This is a genomic window from bacterium, assembly GCA_004322275.1.
In the GTDB taxonomy this organism is placed as follows: Bacteria; Desulfobacterota; Deferrisomatia; order Deferrisomatales; family BM512; genus SCTA01.
Genome location: SCTA01000015.1, coordinates 35,134 through 49,204, shown reverse-complemented (window position 1 = coordinate 49,204; position 14,071 = coordinate 35,134). Strand labels below are relative to the sequence as shown.

Here is a 14,071-nt window from a genome sequence, read left to right as displayed (position 1 = left end):
ACCTTATTCCGCTTTCTTCAGGGAACCGGGGCGAACCTTTAGGGATTTGGCCAGCCCTCTTCCGATGGCTATCTCCTGGCCGCCGAAGCGAAGAACAATCGGGCCGAAGGGAATCCGCGCATGGCACAGCACCTTCGTCCCCGGCGCGATCCCGAAACGAAGGAGCTGATGGCGGACATCGCCCTCCGGTATCGATTCTACTATCGCTTCCTGACCTTTTTTAAGTTCGGAAAGGCTCACTTTGTGCTCCGGTTCCGGCGGTTCGCGGCATCAGCCCGACCGCCTTATTGATATTGAATTTCATTACATATATAACGAGTCCGGCGTCCCGGGTCAAGGGCTTAATGATAATTATTTTCATTTTCTTTAAGAGGCGTTGAAAAACTGCTGCGAGCCCCGCTTTCTTCGTCGCGATTCGCTTCTCGCTCGCCTGACACCCGGTCATGTCTCGCTTCTCGCTGTGCGGCTCCTTGAAATCGGGGCTTCTCCCGACGTTTTTCAACAGCCTCTTATGCTTTTCAAGACTATTTTTTAACCTCTCGACATAAAACGCCGTTTCGTTATATGGTCTGCAAAATTGCCGCGAGCCAAAGTGCGAGAAGGATTTTCCCTGCCGGCTTTCTATTTCGGATGAAGGGCAAGGAGTTCCCACTTCGCTTTTCAAGCTTCGAGGGACAAGCCGCAAAGCGCGCGACGAAGACAGTATCGTGTAATACGGCGAGGAGCGCGCCTGAGAAACGACGCAGCCCTTCGCCGAAAGAGGAAGCCGGTCCAGGAGAACAACTCATGAAAGATTTCCCGATCTCCATGCGGGTAGAAGTCCGCTGGAGAGACGCCGACCCTCTGGGCCACGTCAACAACGCCGTCTACCTCACCTATTTCGAGATGGCGAGGGTGGCCTTTCTCAAGGCCCTGCTCGGCTCGATTTCGATGGAATCGGTGAATTTCGTAATCGCGAGCATCACCTGCGAGTACGTTACCCCCGTCTTCGTGGGGGATATGATAGAGATAGGGATAAAGGTCACCGAAGCGGGGCGGACGAGCTTCGACTTCGAGTATCTGATACTCCACGCCCTTGAGGGATTCCCTGTGGCGAGCGGAAAATCCACGCAGGTTTTCTACGATTTTCAGGAATCGAGGAAGATGCCGATACCGGAAGGTTGGCTGGAAAGCGTGGAGATGATTCAGGGAGAAAAAATTAAACGGCGATAGTTACGGTTTTCTTGCCTTTTCCTCGGCCTCGCTGAGGCGGTGGTAGACGGGCCGAAGTTCCGAGGGGTCGACTCCCCTCCCCGCCTCGAAGGCGGCCAGCCCGAGAAGGGCGACCACTCCGGGGTCGATATTCCACTTCTCTTCGGGAGCGGTTGCGAAGTTTTCCCCAAGAACCGCCCTCCACGTCTCCCGGTAAGCCCCCGTTCCCGACCCCGTAAAGAGGATTTTTTTCCCGGTTTCGAGGGCTTTTTTCGCGAAATCTCCGGGATCGAAGGCTCCTTCGGGGGAAACCTCAACAAAACTCTTCCCGTCGTAGAGTGCGCCGTAGACCTGCTGCTTTCTGGCGTCGAGCACGGCGGCGATCACTCCGTCGAACTCCCCAGCGCCGAGGGCCAGCGCCCGAAGGCTCGAAACTCCAATGGCCTTTACCGAAAGCCCGAAGGCCAATCCCTTCGCCGTCGCCAGCCCGACCCGAAGGCCGGTAAAGGAGCCGGGGCCGTGGGTAACGGCTACGGCGCGTATTTCGCGCTTGTCTTTTTTCGCCCCGGCGAGCACCGCTTCTATCTGACGAAAGAGAGATTCGCTGTGCCTTCCCGTGCCGGTTGTCAGCGAAGAGGCCAGAACCCTGCCCTCGCCCGCCAGTGCGGCCCCGGTGGAACCCGCGGAGGTGTCTAGGGCGATAAGAAGCGCCACTGTCAGCCTATGAGTCTCGCAACGTCGTTGTAGACCAGAAAGATCATCAGCATGACCAGCACGACGAACCCGACCTGCTGGGCGATTTCGCGGGTGCGCTCGCTTACGGGCTTGCCCCTCACCGCTTCGATGAGGAAGAACACCAGCACCCCGCCGTCGAGAATCGGCATCGGAAGGAGATTGAGCACGCCGAGGTTGACGCTTAGGACCGCCATCAGGTAGACGAAAGCCATGATTCCGGCCCGCATAGCGTCGCCCGCGAGCCCGGCTATGGCCACCGGCCCGCCCACGTCGTCCCTGCTGCCCCTGCCCGTGACAAGCTTGCCGACCACTTCGAGGGTCATGACGGAGTATTCCCAGGTCTGCTTCACCCCCTCCACGGGCGCGCGCAGGAGGGAAACGCCGTCATTTCTAGGAACCACCTCGCCGGACCATTTAATCCCCACCACCGGGCGCGGCTCTTTCTCCGCTCCCTCGGCGACCATCTTCGGGGTGACCTTGAAAGTCATGCGCTCGGCGCCCCTCTGGACGGCGATCTGGAGCTCGTTCCCTCTGGAGTTGTAAATGGCCATAGCCATCTCGTCCCAGGTGGAGACCTCCTTGCCGTCTACCGCGACCACCTTGTCGCCCGCCATTATTCCGGCTTCCTTCGCGGGCAGCCCCTCGCTGACATCGCCGACGGTGGCCATCCTGGCCTGCGTGCCCTGAAGGGCGATGGCGGAAAAAAGAAACACTGCGAGGATGATGTTCATCAGCGGCCCGGCGACGACCGTGAGCATCCTTTCCCAGACGGGACGCGAGGGGAAAGCCCTCTCCTTGTCCTCGTCGTCCTCCACCTCGCCGGTAAGATCGCCGCCGTGGAATTTGACGTAGCCTCCCAAGGGGAAAGCGGAGATGGCGTATTCGGTTTCGCCCTTCTGGTATCGAAGCAGGATGGGGCCGAAGCCAAGCGAGAAGCGGAGCACCTTTACACCTATGAGCTTGGCCACGGCGAAGTGGCCCAGTTCGTGGACGAAGATGAGGACTCCGAGGAGAATTACGAAGGATATTATCGTAGTCAATTTTTCACTCGCGCTCTAATCCACTCGTTGGCGGCGTCTCTCGCCCAGCCGTCGGCCCACAGGGCCGTCTCGACGCTGGGAGAGTTTTTCGTATCGTGTTTTTCCATCGCGTCGGCGACGAGGGCGGGGATCTCCTGAAAGCCGATTATACCATTCAGGAACGCCTCCACCGCGACCTCGTTGGCCCCCGAAAGAACGGCGGGCATCGTCCCCCCGGCCCGCAGGGCGTCGTAGGCAAGCCCGAGAGCGGGGAAAGCTTCTATGTCGGGCTCCTCGAAGGTCAGCGCGCCCGCCTTCCGAAGGTCAAGCTCCATCCCACCGAGGGGCACCCTCTCGGGGTAGGCCAGCGCGTAGGCTATCGGCCCGCGCATGTCGGGCACTCCCAGCTGGGCTATCACCGACCCGTCGATGAACTCGGCCATCGAATGGACTATCGACTGGGGGTGTACGGTGACGGAGATCTTTTCGGGAGCCATGTCGAAGAGCCATCTGGCTTCTATGACTTCGAGCCCCTTGTTCATCAGGGTGGCGCAGTCCACGGTAATCTTCGGCCCCATCGACCAGTTCGGGTGGCGAAGGGCCTCGGCGGCGGTGACTCTTTTGAGCTCCTCTTTTTTGCGCCCGCGGAAGGGCCCGCCCGAAGCGGTGAGGATAATCCTCCGTATCTCTCCGGGCGCTCTTTTGTCTATCGCCTGAAAGATTGCGGAGTGTTCGCTGTCTACGGGAAGGAGGCGCGCGCCGGTAGCCTTCGCCGCCGCGAGGATGGCCTCGCCGGCTATGACGAGGGTTTCCTTGTTGGCGAGGGCTACGTCCTTGCCCGCGAGAAGGGCCTTGTGGGTCGGAAGTAGCCCAACCGCGCCGACGAGAGCGGAGACGACCATGTCGGCTCCCTCCGCCGTGGCGACACGAAGAAGCCCCTCAGCGCCGCAAAGGACCTCTACGCCGGGAAGTTCCCTCCTGAGGGCGGCGGCGTCCTCTTCCCGGGCGACGGAGACGAGCTCCACCCCGAAGGCCCGGGCCTGCTCCGCGACCCTCGAAACCCTTGTGCCCGCCGCCAGAGCCTTTACCCGAAACCTCTCCGGAAACTCGGCGACAACGCGAAGGGCGCTCTCTCCAATCGACCCGGTGGAACCGAGTATGGCGAGGGTTTTTATGGCAGGCCTCCGGTTACCGAAAGGATGAAGGCGTAAATCGGCAGGGTGGGCACGAAGCTGTCGATACGGTCGAGCATTCCGCCGTGGCCGGGGAAGACCGTTCCGGAATCCTTTACCCCCGCGCCGCGCTTCAGGACCGATTCGCCGAGATCGCCGAGCTGCGCCGCCACGTTGAGGAGGGCCGCGATTCCCATAGACTCGACCGGCGAGTGGGGGACCCTCATCACGGTGGCGAGAAAATATCCCGTAGCCACGGTAAAGAGAAACCCTCCGACGGAACCCTCGATGGTTTTCTTGGGGCTTATCGACGGGGCGAGGCGGTGCCTGCCGAGGGATATTCCCGTGAAATAGGCGGCGGTGTCGCCCGCTATGACCAGAAGGATGAGAAAGACGATGGGCTCCCAGGCGTTTCCTCTCACCGTCACCGCGAACCCGATGGAAAGGGGCACGTAGAGCCACGCCGCGAAAACCCTAAAACCGCTCTGGAGAACGTCTGCGCCCACTCCCTCTTTGGCCGCCCTCGCGACGAGAAAGAGTACGACGCCCGCAGCAGTAGCCGCAAGCGGGGCGGTTTCGGAGGATACGAGAAAACAAAGAGCGGTGAGCGCTCCCCAGAAGGGGGCGAAGGATTTTTCGAGAGCGTTTTTGGAAGATGGGGCGAGGGCCAGGAACTCTTTTACGCCGATAAAGGAGGCCACGGCGACGACAAGGGCCGTCCCCGTCCTGCCGCCGGCGATTACCAGCAAAAAGAGAGCCGGAATTGCCACGAGGGCGGTGAGTATCCGTTTACCCAAGAGTTCAGTCCCTTGTCAGCTGTTCGCTGGTTTTGCCGAAGCGCCGTTCCCGTGAGGCAAAGACGTCGAGCGCCCTTTTGAACTCCGCTTCGTCAAAATCGGGCCACAGAACGTCTGTTACGTAAAGCTCGCTGTAGGCTAGCTGCCAGAGAAGGAAATTCGAGATGCGCATCTCTCCGCTGGTCCGTATCAGAAGATCGGGATCGGGCACGTCGGGGGCGTAGAGGCGCTGGCGGAAGGTCTCTTCGTTAATCTCTTCGGGTTTTACCCCGTCGACTATGATTTTCTTTACGGCGTCGAGTATCTCCTGCCTGCCGCCGTAGGAGATTGCGAGCAGAAGGTCCATCTTGCGGCCGCCACCGGTAATCTCCTCGGTCTTTCTCGCGGCGCTGGCCGCTCCCTTCGGGAGATCGTCGAGCTTTCCGATAATCCGTACCCGGACCCCTTCCCTGGCCAGTTCCTCCGCCTCCGCGAGGAGATTTCTCTCCAGCAGCAGCATCAGCGCCTCGACTTCGGGCTTCGGCCGCTGCCAGTTCTCCGAGGAGAAAGCGAAAAGGGTGAGGTAGCGCACCCCCGCGTCGCTGGCGGCGCGGACGACCTTTCTGACCGCGCCTACGCCGGCGATGTGCCCGCGTATGCGCCCGAGAAACTTGCCCGCCGCCCAACGCCCGTTGCCGTCCATGATAATGGCGACATGGCGCGGAACGTGGCTTTCCTCTCCCCTCGATTTCGGCATGGAGTCTTTACACTTCCAGAACTTCGGCTTCCTTCGCGCTCTGCGCCGCATCGGCCTTTTTCACGAAGTCGTCCGTCAGCTTCTGAATCTCGTCCTTGAATTTCCGGTTGTCGTCTTCGCTGAGGAGCTTGTCCTTTTGCATCTTGTCGAGAACCGCGTTGGCGTCCCTGCGAAGGTTGCGGACGGCGACCTTCGCCTCCTCGGTCATCTGGCGGACGACCTTGACGAGGTCTTTTCTGCGCTCTTCGCTGAGCTTGGGTATCGGTATGCGGACGACCTTGCCGTCCGAGGAGGGCGTTATGTCCATGTCGGATTGCAGTATCGCCTTTTCGATGGCGGAGACCATCTTGGCCTCCCAGGGCGAAACCACTATGAGGCGCGGCTCGGGGATGGAGAGCGCGGCGACCTGACTTATCGGCGTCGGGGTGCCGTAGTAATCGACCCGTATCCCGTCAAGAAGGGTAAGGCTGGCCCTGCCGGTGCGCACGCGGCCGAAGTTGCGTTCGAGAGCCTCTATCGCCTTTTCCATGTTCGAGGTTGTCTGGGAAATAACCTGTTGAGGTGTCTGGGCCACGTTGTCAACCTCCTACTATGGTGCCGAGGTCTTCTCCGCCGATTACCCTCGGGATGTTGCCGGGAACGGTAAAGTCGAAGACGACTATCGGAAGATTATTGTCCCGGCACAGGGATATCGCGGTGGAGTCCATAACTTTAAGGTCGCGGTTAAGCACGTCGAGGTAAGTAAGACGCGAAAAGCGGACGGCGTCGGGATGTTTCATCGGGTCCTTGTCGTAGACCCCGTCCACCTTGGTCCCCTTGAAAAGGGCGTCCGCGCCGATCTCCATGGCCCGGAGGCCGGCGGCGGTGTCGGTGCTGAAGTAGGGGTTGCCGGTGCCCGCCGCGAAGATGACCACCCGCCCCTTTTCAAGGTGGCGGACGGCCCTCCTGCGGATATAGTTCTCGGCGACCTCGGAGACGTGAAGGGCGCTCATCACGCGGGTGGCGCCCCCCTGCCTTTCGATGGCGTCCTGGAGCGCGAGGCTGTTCATTATGGTGGCCAGCATGCCCATGTAGTCGGCCGTGGAACGGTCCATCCCCCTTGTGGCCCCTGAGAGCCCCCTGAAGATGTTTCCGCCGCCGACCACGAGGGCTGTTTCAACGCCCATAGCCTGCACTTCAAGAACCTCGGAGGCTATGCGGTCGACTATCGTCTGGTCGATTCCATAGCCCTTCTGTCCCATCAGAGCCTCGCCGGAGAGTTTTAAAAGCACCCTCTTGTAGGCCGCTTTTTTAACTTCAGCACCGGCCATCTCTTTTTACGCCTCGCTGATCTGTTTTGCTACTTCGGCCGCGAGATCGCAGCTTCTCTTTTCGAGACCCTCGCCCAGCTCAAACCGGACGTAACGGCGAATCTGGATGTTTTCCTTAATGTCGGAGACCATGCTCTTCACGTAATCGCCGATGGTGATCTCGGGATCCTTGACGAAGGGCTGGTTCAGGAGGCAGTTCTCCTTGAGGTACTTCTGGAGGCGGCCTTCGACCATCTTCTCGATGACGGGCATCGGCTTGCCGGATTCTTTGGCCTGCTCGATGAGGAAGGCTCTTTCCTTCTCAATCGCGGCGGTGTCGGCCTGCTCGGCGGAGAGCCATCTGGGGTTGGTGGCGGCGATGTGAAGGCTTACGTTGTTCACGAATTCCTTGAACTTGTCGGTACGGGCGACGAAATCGGTCTCGCAGTTGACTTCGAGAAGGACTCCGATGCGGCCGCCGCCGTGGATGTAGGCGTGGACAAGTCCTTCGGAGGCGATTCTGCCCGCTTTCTTCGCGGCGTCGGCCATGCCCTTCTTGCGAAGGTACTCGATGGCCTTTTCCATGTCGCCGTTTGCTTCGGTGAGGGCTTTCTTGCATTCCATCATACCCGCGCCGGTAGCTTCGCGCAGGAGTTTAACGTCGTTGGCGGTAATGCTCATTTTTATCCTCCACTTCTTTAATTTTCCCCGGGACTGGCTTTATTCCGGCTGCCTACTCTTCGTCTTCGGGCACAGCGTACGCGGCGGCGGAAGAGGGAATCTCCTCACGGGCCTGCGGAATAAACTCGGGCGCGGCTTCGGCGCCGGTGCTCCTCGCGCTCTTGCCTTCGAGGACGGCGTTGGCTATCTCGGAGGTGAAAAGCTTTATGGAGCGTATGGCGTCGTCGTTGCCGGGGATCGGGAAGTCGATAAGGTCGGGGTCGCAGTTTGTGTCGGCAATGGCTATGACCGCTATTCCGAGGCGCTGCGCCTCGCGCACGGCGATACCTTCGCGGACAGGATCGACGATGAAGATGGCGCCGGGGAGATTCTTCATCTCCTTGATGCCGCCGAGGTTCTGCTCAAGCTTGTCACGCTCGCGAAGAAGGCTCTGGCGCTCCTTCTTGGTGAGGAGGTCCAGGGTGCCGTCGGCTTCCTTGCGCTCGATGTCGATGAGATGCTCGATGGAGCGCTTGATGGTGTTGAAGTTGGTCAGGGTGCCGCCGAGCCAGCGGTGGTTGACGTAGTATTCGCCGCAGCGGAGCGCTTCCTCTCGTACGATGTCGGCCGCCTGGCTCTTGGTGCCGACGAAAAGAACCCTTCCGCCCTTCGCGGTGACCTTGCGGACCTTGTCGTAGGCGGCGCGGAAGAGTCTGACCGTCTGGGAAAGGTCGAGGATATGGATTCCGTTGCGCTCGGTGAAGATGTACCTGTTCATCTTCGGATTCCAGCGATGGGTCTGGTGCCCGAAGTGAACGCCGGCTTCGAGCATCTCTCTCATGGTGACGCTTGACATGAAAATCTCCTTCGTGTGGTTGTGTTTTTACGCCTTTTCGTCATCCCGCCCGCCAACCCTTTGAAAGGGCACCACCCGGCGGTCAGAAAAAGCGCTGTCGTTAGAAACGATGAAGCGGTAATGGATACCACACCGGAGCCAGCCGGTTCAAGTTAAAAGCATAAGACCGGCTCCGGCGGCGCGGATCTCCCCCCTGCAAACCCGGCTTCCCCGGCCCGGTTATTGCGCCGGCGAGGCCGTTCCTTCCGGGGGAACCTCGCCTGCCGGGGGAGCGGGAATTTCCGGCTTTGCCGGAACCGTCTCGCCGCCGGGCTCTGAGGCCGGGGGAATTTCCTGCCCCGGAACGGGAGGCGGCGTTTCAGCCGCAGGGGGGGTGGCCGGAGGAACGGGGGAAGCCCCTGCTCCGGCCTCGTTCACGCCCGCCTCCGCAGGCGCGGGGGGCTTTTGTACGTACTCGGGTTCGAGCGGCACCAGCTTTATCTCTATGCGCCGGTTTTTCGCCTTTCCCTCCGGGGTTTCGTTGCTCATCACGGGCCGGTTCTCGCCGTACCCTACGGCGCTGAGCCTGACGGGGTTGATTTTGGACTCGTCGGCCAGAAAGCGCACCACGCTGACGGCTCTGGCGGTGGACAGCTCCCAGTTGGTGGGAAAACGGTTGGCGAGAGCGCCGCCGATGGGGACGTTGTCGGTGTGTCCCTCGATGATTATAGCCTTGTCGTAGGCGGAAGCGAGGGCGTCGCCCACCTTTTTCAGCACCGCCTTGCCCTCTTCCTTCACCACCGAACTGCCGGAGGGAAAGAGTATCTCGTCCACTACGTTGACGGTCAGGCGGCCTTTAAGGTTGGAGATGGTGATCTGCCCCTTCTCAATCTCGGTCTTCATATTTTCGAGGAGCCCGACGTAGGTCTTTTCCATCTCGGCCTTCATGCTCTCGATGAGCCCTTTGTAGGTCTCCGAGATCTCTTCGACCTTCTCTTCCTTTTCGCGCCGGAGCCTTTCCTTCTCTTCCAGAAGGACGCTGCGCTCGGCTTCCATCGAGGTAATCCGCCCCCTCGCCTTTTCCATCAGGGCCTGAACCGATTCGACCCTCTCGTCGCAGGCGCGGCCCGCAGCCTCGGCCTCGGCCTTTTGCTTGTCGATTCTGGCGCGGAGCTCCCGCGCTTCCCTGTCGCCGTCGAGAATCGTCTTCTTGGCGGCGTCGAGGGCGGCAAGGGCCTCTTCTCTTTCGCGCTGGCACGCGCCGAGCCTCTCGCCCGTCTCCCCCGTCGATTTTTTCGCGAGGTCGAGTTCCTTTTCAACCTCGGCCAGCCGCGCCTTAAGAGCGGCGGCTTCCGTTTCGGCGGCAGCGCTCTTTTTCTGCGCGTTTTCAAGCTGTATGGAGAGGTCTTCGCTGGCAGCCTCGGCGTTTCTCGCGCGGAGGAGTTCTTCCTGATAAATCTCCTGCTTTACCCCGCAGCCCGCGGCGAAAAGAGTTGCCAGAAATACAACGGTAAGGAGCCGTTTCATCAGACTACCTCCTCATGATTTTTTCTAAGCCAGACGAAGAAGGTGGTTCCCTCTCCCTCCTTGCTTACAACTCCCATTATACCGCCGTGCGACTCGATTATATTCCTGCTGATAGAAAGTCCCAGCCCGGTGCCCTGTACTTTGGTGGTGTAAAAGGGTTTGAACATTTCCGCGACGACCTCGGGGCTGATTCCGCTCCCCTCGTCCGATATGGAAACCTCGACGTATTCGCCGTGGGGAACCACGTCGGGAAGCGGCCCCTTCGGGGTGACGTTTGAGCTGACGGTTATCTTTCCGTGCGGCTTGCTGGCCTGCCTCGCGTTTATGACGAGGTTTAAAAAGACCTGCTGAATCTGGTTGGAATCAAGCGGTATCTCCATCATCCTGGGGTCGAGCTTGCGCACGAATTCGCAGGGGGTTTCCCTGGAGTCCCTCCCGGCGAAGAAGAGCACCTCCTCGATGATGTCGTTGGGGTTCACCAACCCGAATTCCGGCGGCTTGACGCGGGCGAAGTTCAGAAGGTCGTTGATCGTCTTGTCCAGCCTTCCGGTGAGCTTGAGCATCTCTCGGAGGACTTCGTTTCTGGGATCGTCCTCCTTGAAGGTGCCCGCGAGAACCTGCGTCGCCCCGGAGAGCCCCGCGAGGGGGTTCTTGATTTCATGGGCGACGCTGGCCGCCATCTCGCCGATAGAGGCGAGGCGCTCCGCCCTGCTCATCTGCTCGGCGTGAAGGCGCTTCATCTCGTTTTCCGCTATTTCCAGTCTCGAAAGCATCTCGTTGAAGGACTCCGAAAGCTTGCCGAGCTCGTCGTTGGATCTGAGTTCGACGCGATCGGCCAGCTTGCCGGATTGCGCTTTTCTCATGACGCTCATAAGCGAGGAAATGGGCCTGTTGACCATCGCCGTCGTCAGGAGGCTGATGCAAAGAGAGACCACGAGTATGGTAAGCAGGGTTGAGATGACCATGAAGCGGGCGTTGCGCTCGATCTGGGCGTCCATCGCCGCCATCGAGAGGCACACTTCGAGGACTCCGATTATTTCCGTGTCCTTGCCGTGGCAGCGGTGGCACTGGGGCTCGTTTTTCATCACCTCGACGCGGCACATCGATCGGTGATCCTCCACGCCGCTACGGAAGGGCTTTGACATGTCCCCGCTCATGAAGACGTTCATGACCAGTTCGTCTATATTGCTGCCGGTCTCCGCCGAGTCGGCGGAGTGGAGTATCAGCCCGTCGGCGCTGAAAATGCGGAGGGTCTCTATCTCGCGGAACTGCCCGAGGACCTTTATTATCTTTTCGAGGTCCTTTTCGTTCTGGCTCTCCATGTCCATGCGGATGATGTTGGTGACCGCCTGTGTCAGGAGACGCGCCTTGGCCTTGGTGTTCTCTTCGGCCTGCCTGTTTTGTTCGGAAAGGGTAAGGTAGGCCGAGACGCCGAGTACTATGACCAGCGCGGCCGCTATTGCGACGTTGATTTTTACGTTCAGCGAACTGGAGAGGGGCATTTTCTATTTATCCCCCCGGCGCTGCGGGGAAATCCGGGGTTCATCCAGGGTACGGTTTGTCCGGGTTCCGCAGGGAGGCCCGGCGCCTCCATTGGGCGGATTCCTCAAAAAGTTTCCTGGGGAACCGGTTTTTCCCTAAGCTCCGCCGAAGCCCTGGCGCCGGTGAAGACGGTGCAGGCCGTTATCGCCTCGCAATCGGTGCAATCCAGACACCTGATGCAGTGGCCGGTGTTCTCGCCCTCCCAGACGGCGATGTCCATCGGACAAAGCTCCTGACATTTTTTGCAGTGGGTGCATTTGTCGGCGTCCCACTTAAGCCGTATCAGGCTAAAGCGGTTGAAGAGGCCGAGAAACGCGCCGAGCGGGCATATTATCTGGCAGAAGGGCCGCTTCGCCACCACGGCGGAGACGCTGAAGAAGATGAGCATCGCGACCTTTATCCAGAAAAGATCTTTTATCATCGAACGGACGTCTGTGCTTATCGTGACCCAGGGAAGGCCCCCGATGAGAGTACCCATCGGGCACAGCTTCGAGAACCAGTTTTCCGCCGTCATCCAGGGCAGGACAATCACCAGAATAACCAGAACCCAGTAACGGAAAGGACGCATGAAGGCCGGAATGCGGACCTTAACGGAGGAGAGCCGGTAGAGAAGATCCTGAAAATAGCCGAAGGCGCAGAGGGTTCCGCAGGGCATGCGCCCGATGGCGGTCCCTATGAGCCCGAGAAAGCCGATGACGTAGTAGGGTATGGCGTGGACGACCATGAAGTGCTGCATCGTCCCTATCGGGCAGGAGAACAGCGCCGAGGGGCAGGCGTAGCAGTTGAGCACCGGAACGCAGATGGATTTCGACTGCGTCTGGCAGACGGATTGCGTGGTGAACCCTTTGAAGTAGCTGTTGATGCCTACCGAGGAGCCCAATTGGAAAAAACGCCGAAGTCGCATATATCCCCGTTTGAACCTTACTGCCGAAGCCAGCAAAAAAATTTCAGCGGACCAATCCCTTTACCGAACCTGCATTCAAATCTGCCTGGAGTCACCCGACCCCTATGCAGCTTAGTCAGAGGAGGGTTCCGTTGAAGAAAACCTCGCCCCATTCGTGCCGGCCGATGCCCACGTGAAGAGCCGCCCAGAGAACGGCAATGGCGACTCCCCAGATTACGCCTTTGTATTTCGTCCTGATAAGGCCGCTGCCGACGATGATTATTATCAGCGCGGCCACGCCTATATTTACGAAGTTCCAGTCCCAGAGAAGCTCGACGAGATCGGCTATGCTCTCTTCGCCGTTTATTACGGCTTTGGCGAAATAGTAGCCCACGTCGATGGTGAGAACGCCGAAAAAGGCGCCCCATTTGTAACGGCTTTCGACCTCAAGCCGCTCCAGGACGAGGTAAACCGCGGCTGCTCCGAGGAGCCACGCAAGTTGATAAATCAGCCAGGTACCCGCCATATCAGTAATGCCCGTAAAAAAGGTTAAGCAGACTCTTTTTGTTTAAAACGTCACACGGGCGTCCGCCCCAGCGTGCCGCCCGTGCATGCCATCAATCTTGCTGGCGCTATGTCTCTTTTAATCCTTGGATTCTTTTTCTTCAAGTATCTTTTCGAGCGCCTTGCGATAGGCGAGCGCGGCCTTGTCCATTTTTCCCGCCGCTTCGTGCATCATCCCCAGGTAGTAGTACATCATTCCGGAGTCGGGGCTTACCATCGCCGTCTTTTCCAGTTCCGCGGCGGCCTCCTCGTACTGCCCCCTCTTGGCCTTTACCCTGGCGAGGCCGACCTTCCCCATCGAATTTTTCGGTTCGAGTTCGACGACCTTTTTAAAGGCCCCTTCCGCTTCGTCGAGGGTCGCGGCCTCTTCGATCAGAAGATCGCCCAGAAGCAGGTACGCTTCTACAAAAGTCTTGTCCTCCTCGATCGCCTTTTTAACCTTCGGCGCGGCCTTGGACTTCATCTTGCGCTTGATCTGCATTTTGGCTTCCTGCAGTTCGCGCATGGCTTTTCTTCGCTCGGGGGATATGTTGACCTCGGCGCCCTTCGCGGCCTTTTCGTCGGTGGCCATGCCGAGCACGGCGCGAAGCTCGTTTTCAAGCGAGACCTTGAGGGAGGAGGTGTAGCCGCTGAAAGAGTTTTTGAGCGTGCCGTCGGGAGCGATAACGGCCGTCTCCGGCGCTACCACTATGCCGAAGAGCCCGTAATTCTTTTCGTTTTCGTCCACGAGGATGGGGAAATCCGCCCCCAGCCCCTTTGCCCAGGCTACCGGGTCGCCGTCTCCCGGATTTACGACGAGGACCAGAACCTGAATCTTCGCCTTTAACGCGGGGTCGATCCTTGCGAGGTCGCGAACCAGGTCGCTCGACTTGTCCTGACCCTGGCGGACGAAAGAGAGCACTATGGCCTCTTCCGTGGGAGGCGTGTATTCCACCGAGCCTCCGCCGCCGGCGACGACGGCTTTGAAGGAAGGCGTCTTGTCGCCCGTCTTTACGTTGCGGAAAGCCTGCGCTTCGGCGGAGCCGAACGTGAGAATTATTGCACAAGCCAAAACCATATAGGACCATCTGAGTCCCGGAATATTAAGCTTCATCGTAACCCCTCCACTCCTTTAAGAGCCC

Annotated in this window: 16 protein-coding genes; 1 reads left to right on the top strand and 15 read right to left on the bottom strand. The window is 59.5% G+C overall.

Annotated features, from left to right (window positions below; translation table 11 throughout):
• Window positions 1–3 precede the first annotated feature (3 nt).
• Window positions 4–240, bottom strand: a complete 237-nt coding sequence (locus EPN96_04755; protein ID TAL17628.1) for a ferrous iron transport protein A — start codon at window positions 238–240, stop codon at window positions 4–6.
• A gap of 324 nt (window positions 241–564) precedes the next feature.
• Here EPN96_04755 and EPN96_04750 point away from each other — a divergent pair, with 324 nt between their 5' ends.
• Window positions 565–1,212, top strand: a complete 648-nt coding sequence (locus EPN96_04750) for an acyl-CoA thioesterase (GenBank protein TAL17627.1) — start codon at window positions 565–567, stop codon at window positions 1,210–1,212.
• Here the strand turns inward: EPN96_04750 and tsaB are convergent, their stop codons facing one another.
• The 14 genes from tsaB to EPN96_04680 all read right to left on the bottom strand — a co-directional run bounded on the left by tsaB (window position 1,213) and on the right by EPN96_04680 (window position 14,043).
• Window positions 1,213–1,911, bottom strand: a complete 699-nt coding sequence (gene tsaB / locus EPN96_04745) for a tRNA (adenosine(37)-N6)-threonylcarbamoyltransferase complex dimerization subunit type 1 TsaB (protein ID TAL17626.1) — start codon at window positions 1,909–1,911, stop codon at window positions 1,213–1,215.
• Entirely contained in the window at window positions 1,908–2,966 is a 1,059-nt protein-coding gene (gene rseP, locus EPN96_04740) for an RIP metalloprotease RseP (GenBank protein ID TAL17625.1), read from the bottom strand. The genes tsaB and rseP overlap by 4 nt, the downstream gene beginning before the upstream one ends.
• Complete coding sequence (locus EPN96_04735) at window positions 2,963–4,120, bottom strand: 1-deoxy-D-xylulose-5-phosphate reductoisomerase (GenBank protein TAL17661.1); 1,158 nt, start codon at window positions 4,118–4,120, stop codon at window positions 2,963–2,965. The genes rseP and EPN96_04735 overlap by 4 nt, the downstream gene beginning before the upstream one ends.
• A complete protein-coding gene (locus tag EPN96_04730) occupies window positions 4,117–4,914 on the bottom strand; it encodes a hypothetical protein (GenBank protein ID TAL17624.1) in 798 nt (265 codons plus the stop codon). The genes EPN96_04735 and EPN96_04730 overlap by 4 nt, the downstream gene beginning before the upstream one ends.
• A gap of 4 nt (window positions 4,915–4,918) precedes the next feature.
• Complete coding sequence (gene uppS / locus EPN96_04725) at window positions 4,919–5,650, bottom strand: di-trans,poly-cis-decaprenylcistransferase (protein TAL17623.1); 732 nt, start codon at window positions 5,648–5,650, stop codon at window positions 4,919–4,921.
• Between the two features lie 7 nt (window positions 5,651–5,657).
• Window positions 5,658–6,179 carry a ribosome recycling factor gene (locus EPN96_04720; protein ID TAL17660.1) on the bottom strand — a complete coding sequence of 174 codons (522 nt, stop codon included), beginning with the start codon at window positions 6,177–6,179 and terminating at the stop codon, window positions 5,658–5,660.
• Between the two features lie 49 nt (window positions 6,180–6,228).
• Entirely contained in the window at window positions 6,229–6,960 is a 732-nt protein-coding gene (locus EPN96_04715; protein TAL17622.1) for a UMP kinase, read from the bottom strand.
• A gap of 6 nt (window positions 6,961–6,966) precedes the next feature.
• The gene (gene tsf / locus EPN96_04710) at window positions 6,967–7,620 is read right to left on the bottom strand and encodes a translation elongation factor Ts (protein TAL17621.1); all 654 of its coding nucleotides are present in this window, start codon (window positions 7,618–7,620) and stop codon (window positions 6,967–6,969) included.
• A 52-nt stretch (window positions 7,621–7,672) separates the two neighbouring features.
• Window positions 7,673–8,455, bottom strand: coding sequence for a 30S ribosomal protein S2 (rpsB, locus tag EPN96_04705; GenBank protein TAL17620.1), 783 nt, complete (start codon window positions 8,453–8,455; stop codon window positions 7,673–7,675).
• A gap of 219 nt (window positions 8,456–8,674) precedes the next feature.
• Window positions 8,675–9,520: a chemotaxis protein MotB gene (locus tag EPN96_04700; protein ID TAL17659.1), complete on the bottom strand. Its 846-nt coding sequence runs from the start codon at window positions 9,518–9,520 to the stop codon at window positions 8,675–8,677.
• A 440-nt stretch (window positions 9,521–9,960) separates the two neighbouring features.
• A complete protein-coding gene (locus EPN96_04695) occupies window positions 9,961–11,463 on the bottom strand; it encodes a sensor histidine kinase (protein TAL17619.1) in 1,503 nt (500 codons plus the stop codon).
• A 104-nt stretch (window positions 11,464–11,567) separates the two neighbouring features.
• On the bottom strand, window positions 11,568–12,407 hold the full coding sequence (locus EPN96_04690; GenBank protein TAL17618.1) for a 4Fe-4S binding protein: 840 nt from the start codon (window positions 12,405–12,407) through the stop codon (window positions 11,568–11,570).
• Between the two features lie 115 nt (window positions 12,408–12,522).
• On the bottom strand, window positions 12,523–12,912 hold the full coding sequence (locus tag EPN96_04685; protein ID TAL17617.1) for a hypothetical protein: 390 nt from the start codon (window positions 12,910–12,912) through the stop codon (window positions 12,523–12,525).
• Between the two features lie 117 nt (window positions 12,913–13,029).
• Window positions 13,030–14,043, bottom strand: a complete 1,014-nt coding sequence (locus tag EPN96_04680) for a tetratricopeptide repeat protein (protein TAL17616.1) — start codon at window positions 14,041–14,043, stop codon at window positions 13,030–13,032.
• Window positions 14,044–14,071 lie beyond the last annotated feature (28 nt).

Excerpts from the sequence above, each read along its gene's own strand:
- EPN96_04720 (TAL17660.1), bottom strand. The coding sequence starts at position 6,179 with ATGGAAAAGGCGATAGAGGCTCTCGAACGCAACTTCGGCCGCGTGCGC.
- tsf (TAL17621.1), bottom strand. The coding sequence starts at position 7,620 with ATGAGCATTACCGCCAACGACGTTAAACTCCTGCGCGAAGCTACCGGC.
- EPN96_04750 (TAL17627.1), top strand. The coding sequence starts at position 565 with ATGGTCTGCAAAATTGCCGCGAGCCAAAGTGCGAGAAGGATTTTCCCT.
- rpsB (TAL17620.1), bottom strand. The coding sequence starts at position 8,455 with ATGTCAAGCGTCACCATGAGAGAGATGCTCGAAGCCGGCGTTCACTTC.
- EPN96_04685 (TAL17617.1), bottom strand. The coding sequence starts at position 12,912 with ATGGCGGGTACCTGGCTGATTTATCAACTTGCGTGGCTCCTCGGAGCA.
- EPN96_04680 (TAL17616.1), bottom strand. The coding sequence starts at position 14,043 with ATGAAGCTTAATATTCCGGGACTCAGATGGTCCTATATGGTTTTGGCT.
- EPN96_04695 (TAL17619.1), bottom strand. The coding sequence starts at position 11,463 with ATGCCCCTCTCCAGTTCGCTGAACGTAAAAATCAACGTCGCAATAGCG.
- EPN96_04715 (TAL17622.1), bottom strand. The coding sequence starts at position 6,960 with ATGGCCGGTGCTGAAGTTAAAAAAGCGGCCTACAAGAGGGTGCTTTTA.
- uppS (TAL17623.1), bottom strand. The coding sequence starts at position 5,650 with ATGCCGAAATCGAGGGGAGAGGAAAGCCACGTTCCGCGCCATGTCGCC.
- EPN96_04700 (TAL17659.1), bottom strand. The coding sequence starts at position 9,520 with ATGGAAAAGGCGAGGGGGCGGATTACCTCGATGGAAGCCGAGCGCAGC.
- EPN96_04690 (TAL17618.1), bottom strand. The coding sequence starts at position 12,407 with ATGCGACTTCGGCGTTTTTTCCAATTGGGCTCCTCGGTAGGCATCAAC.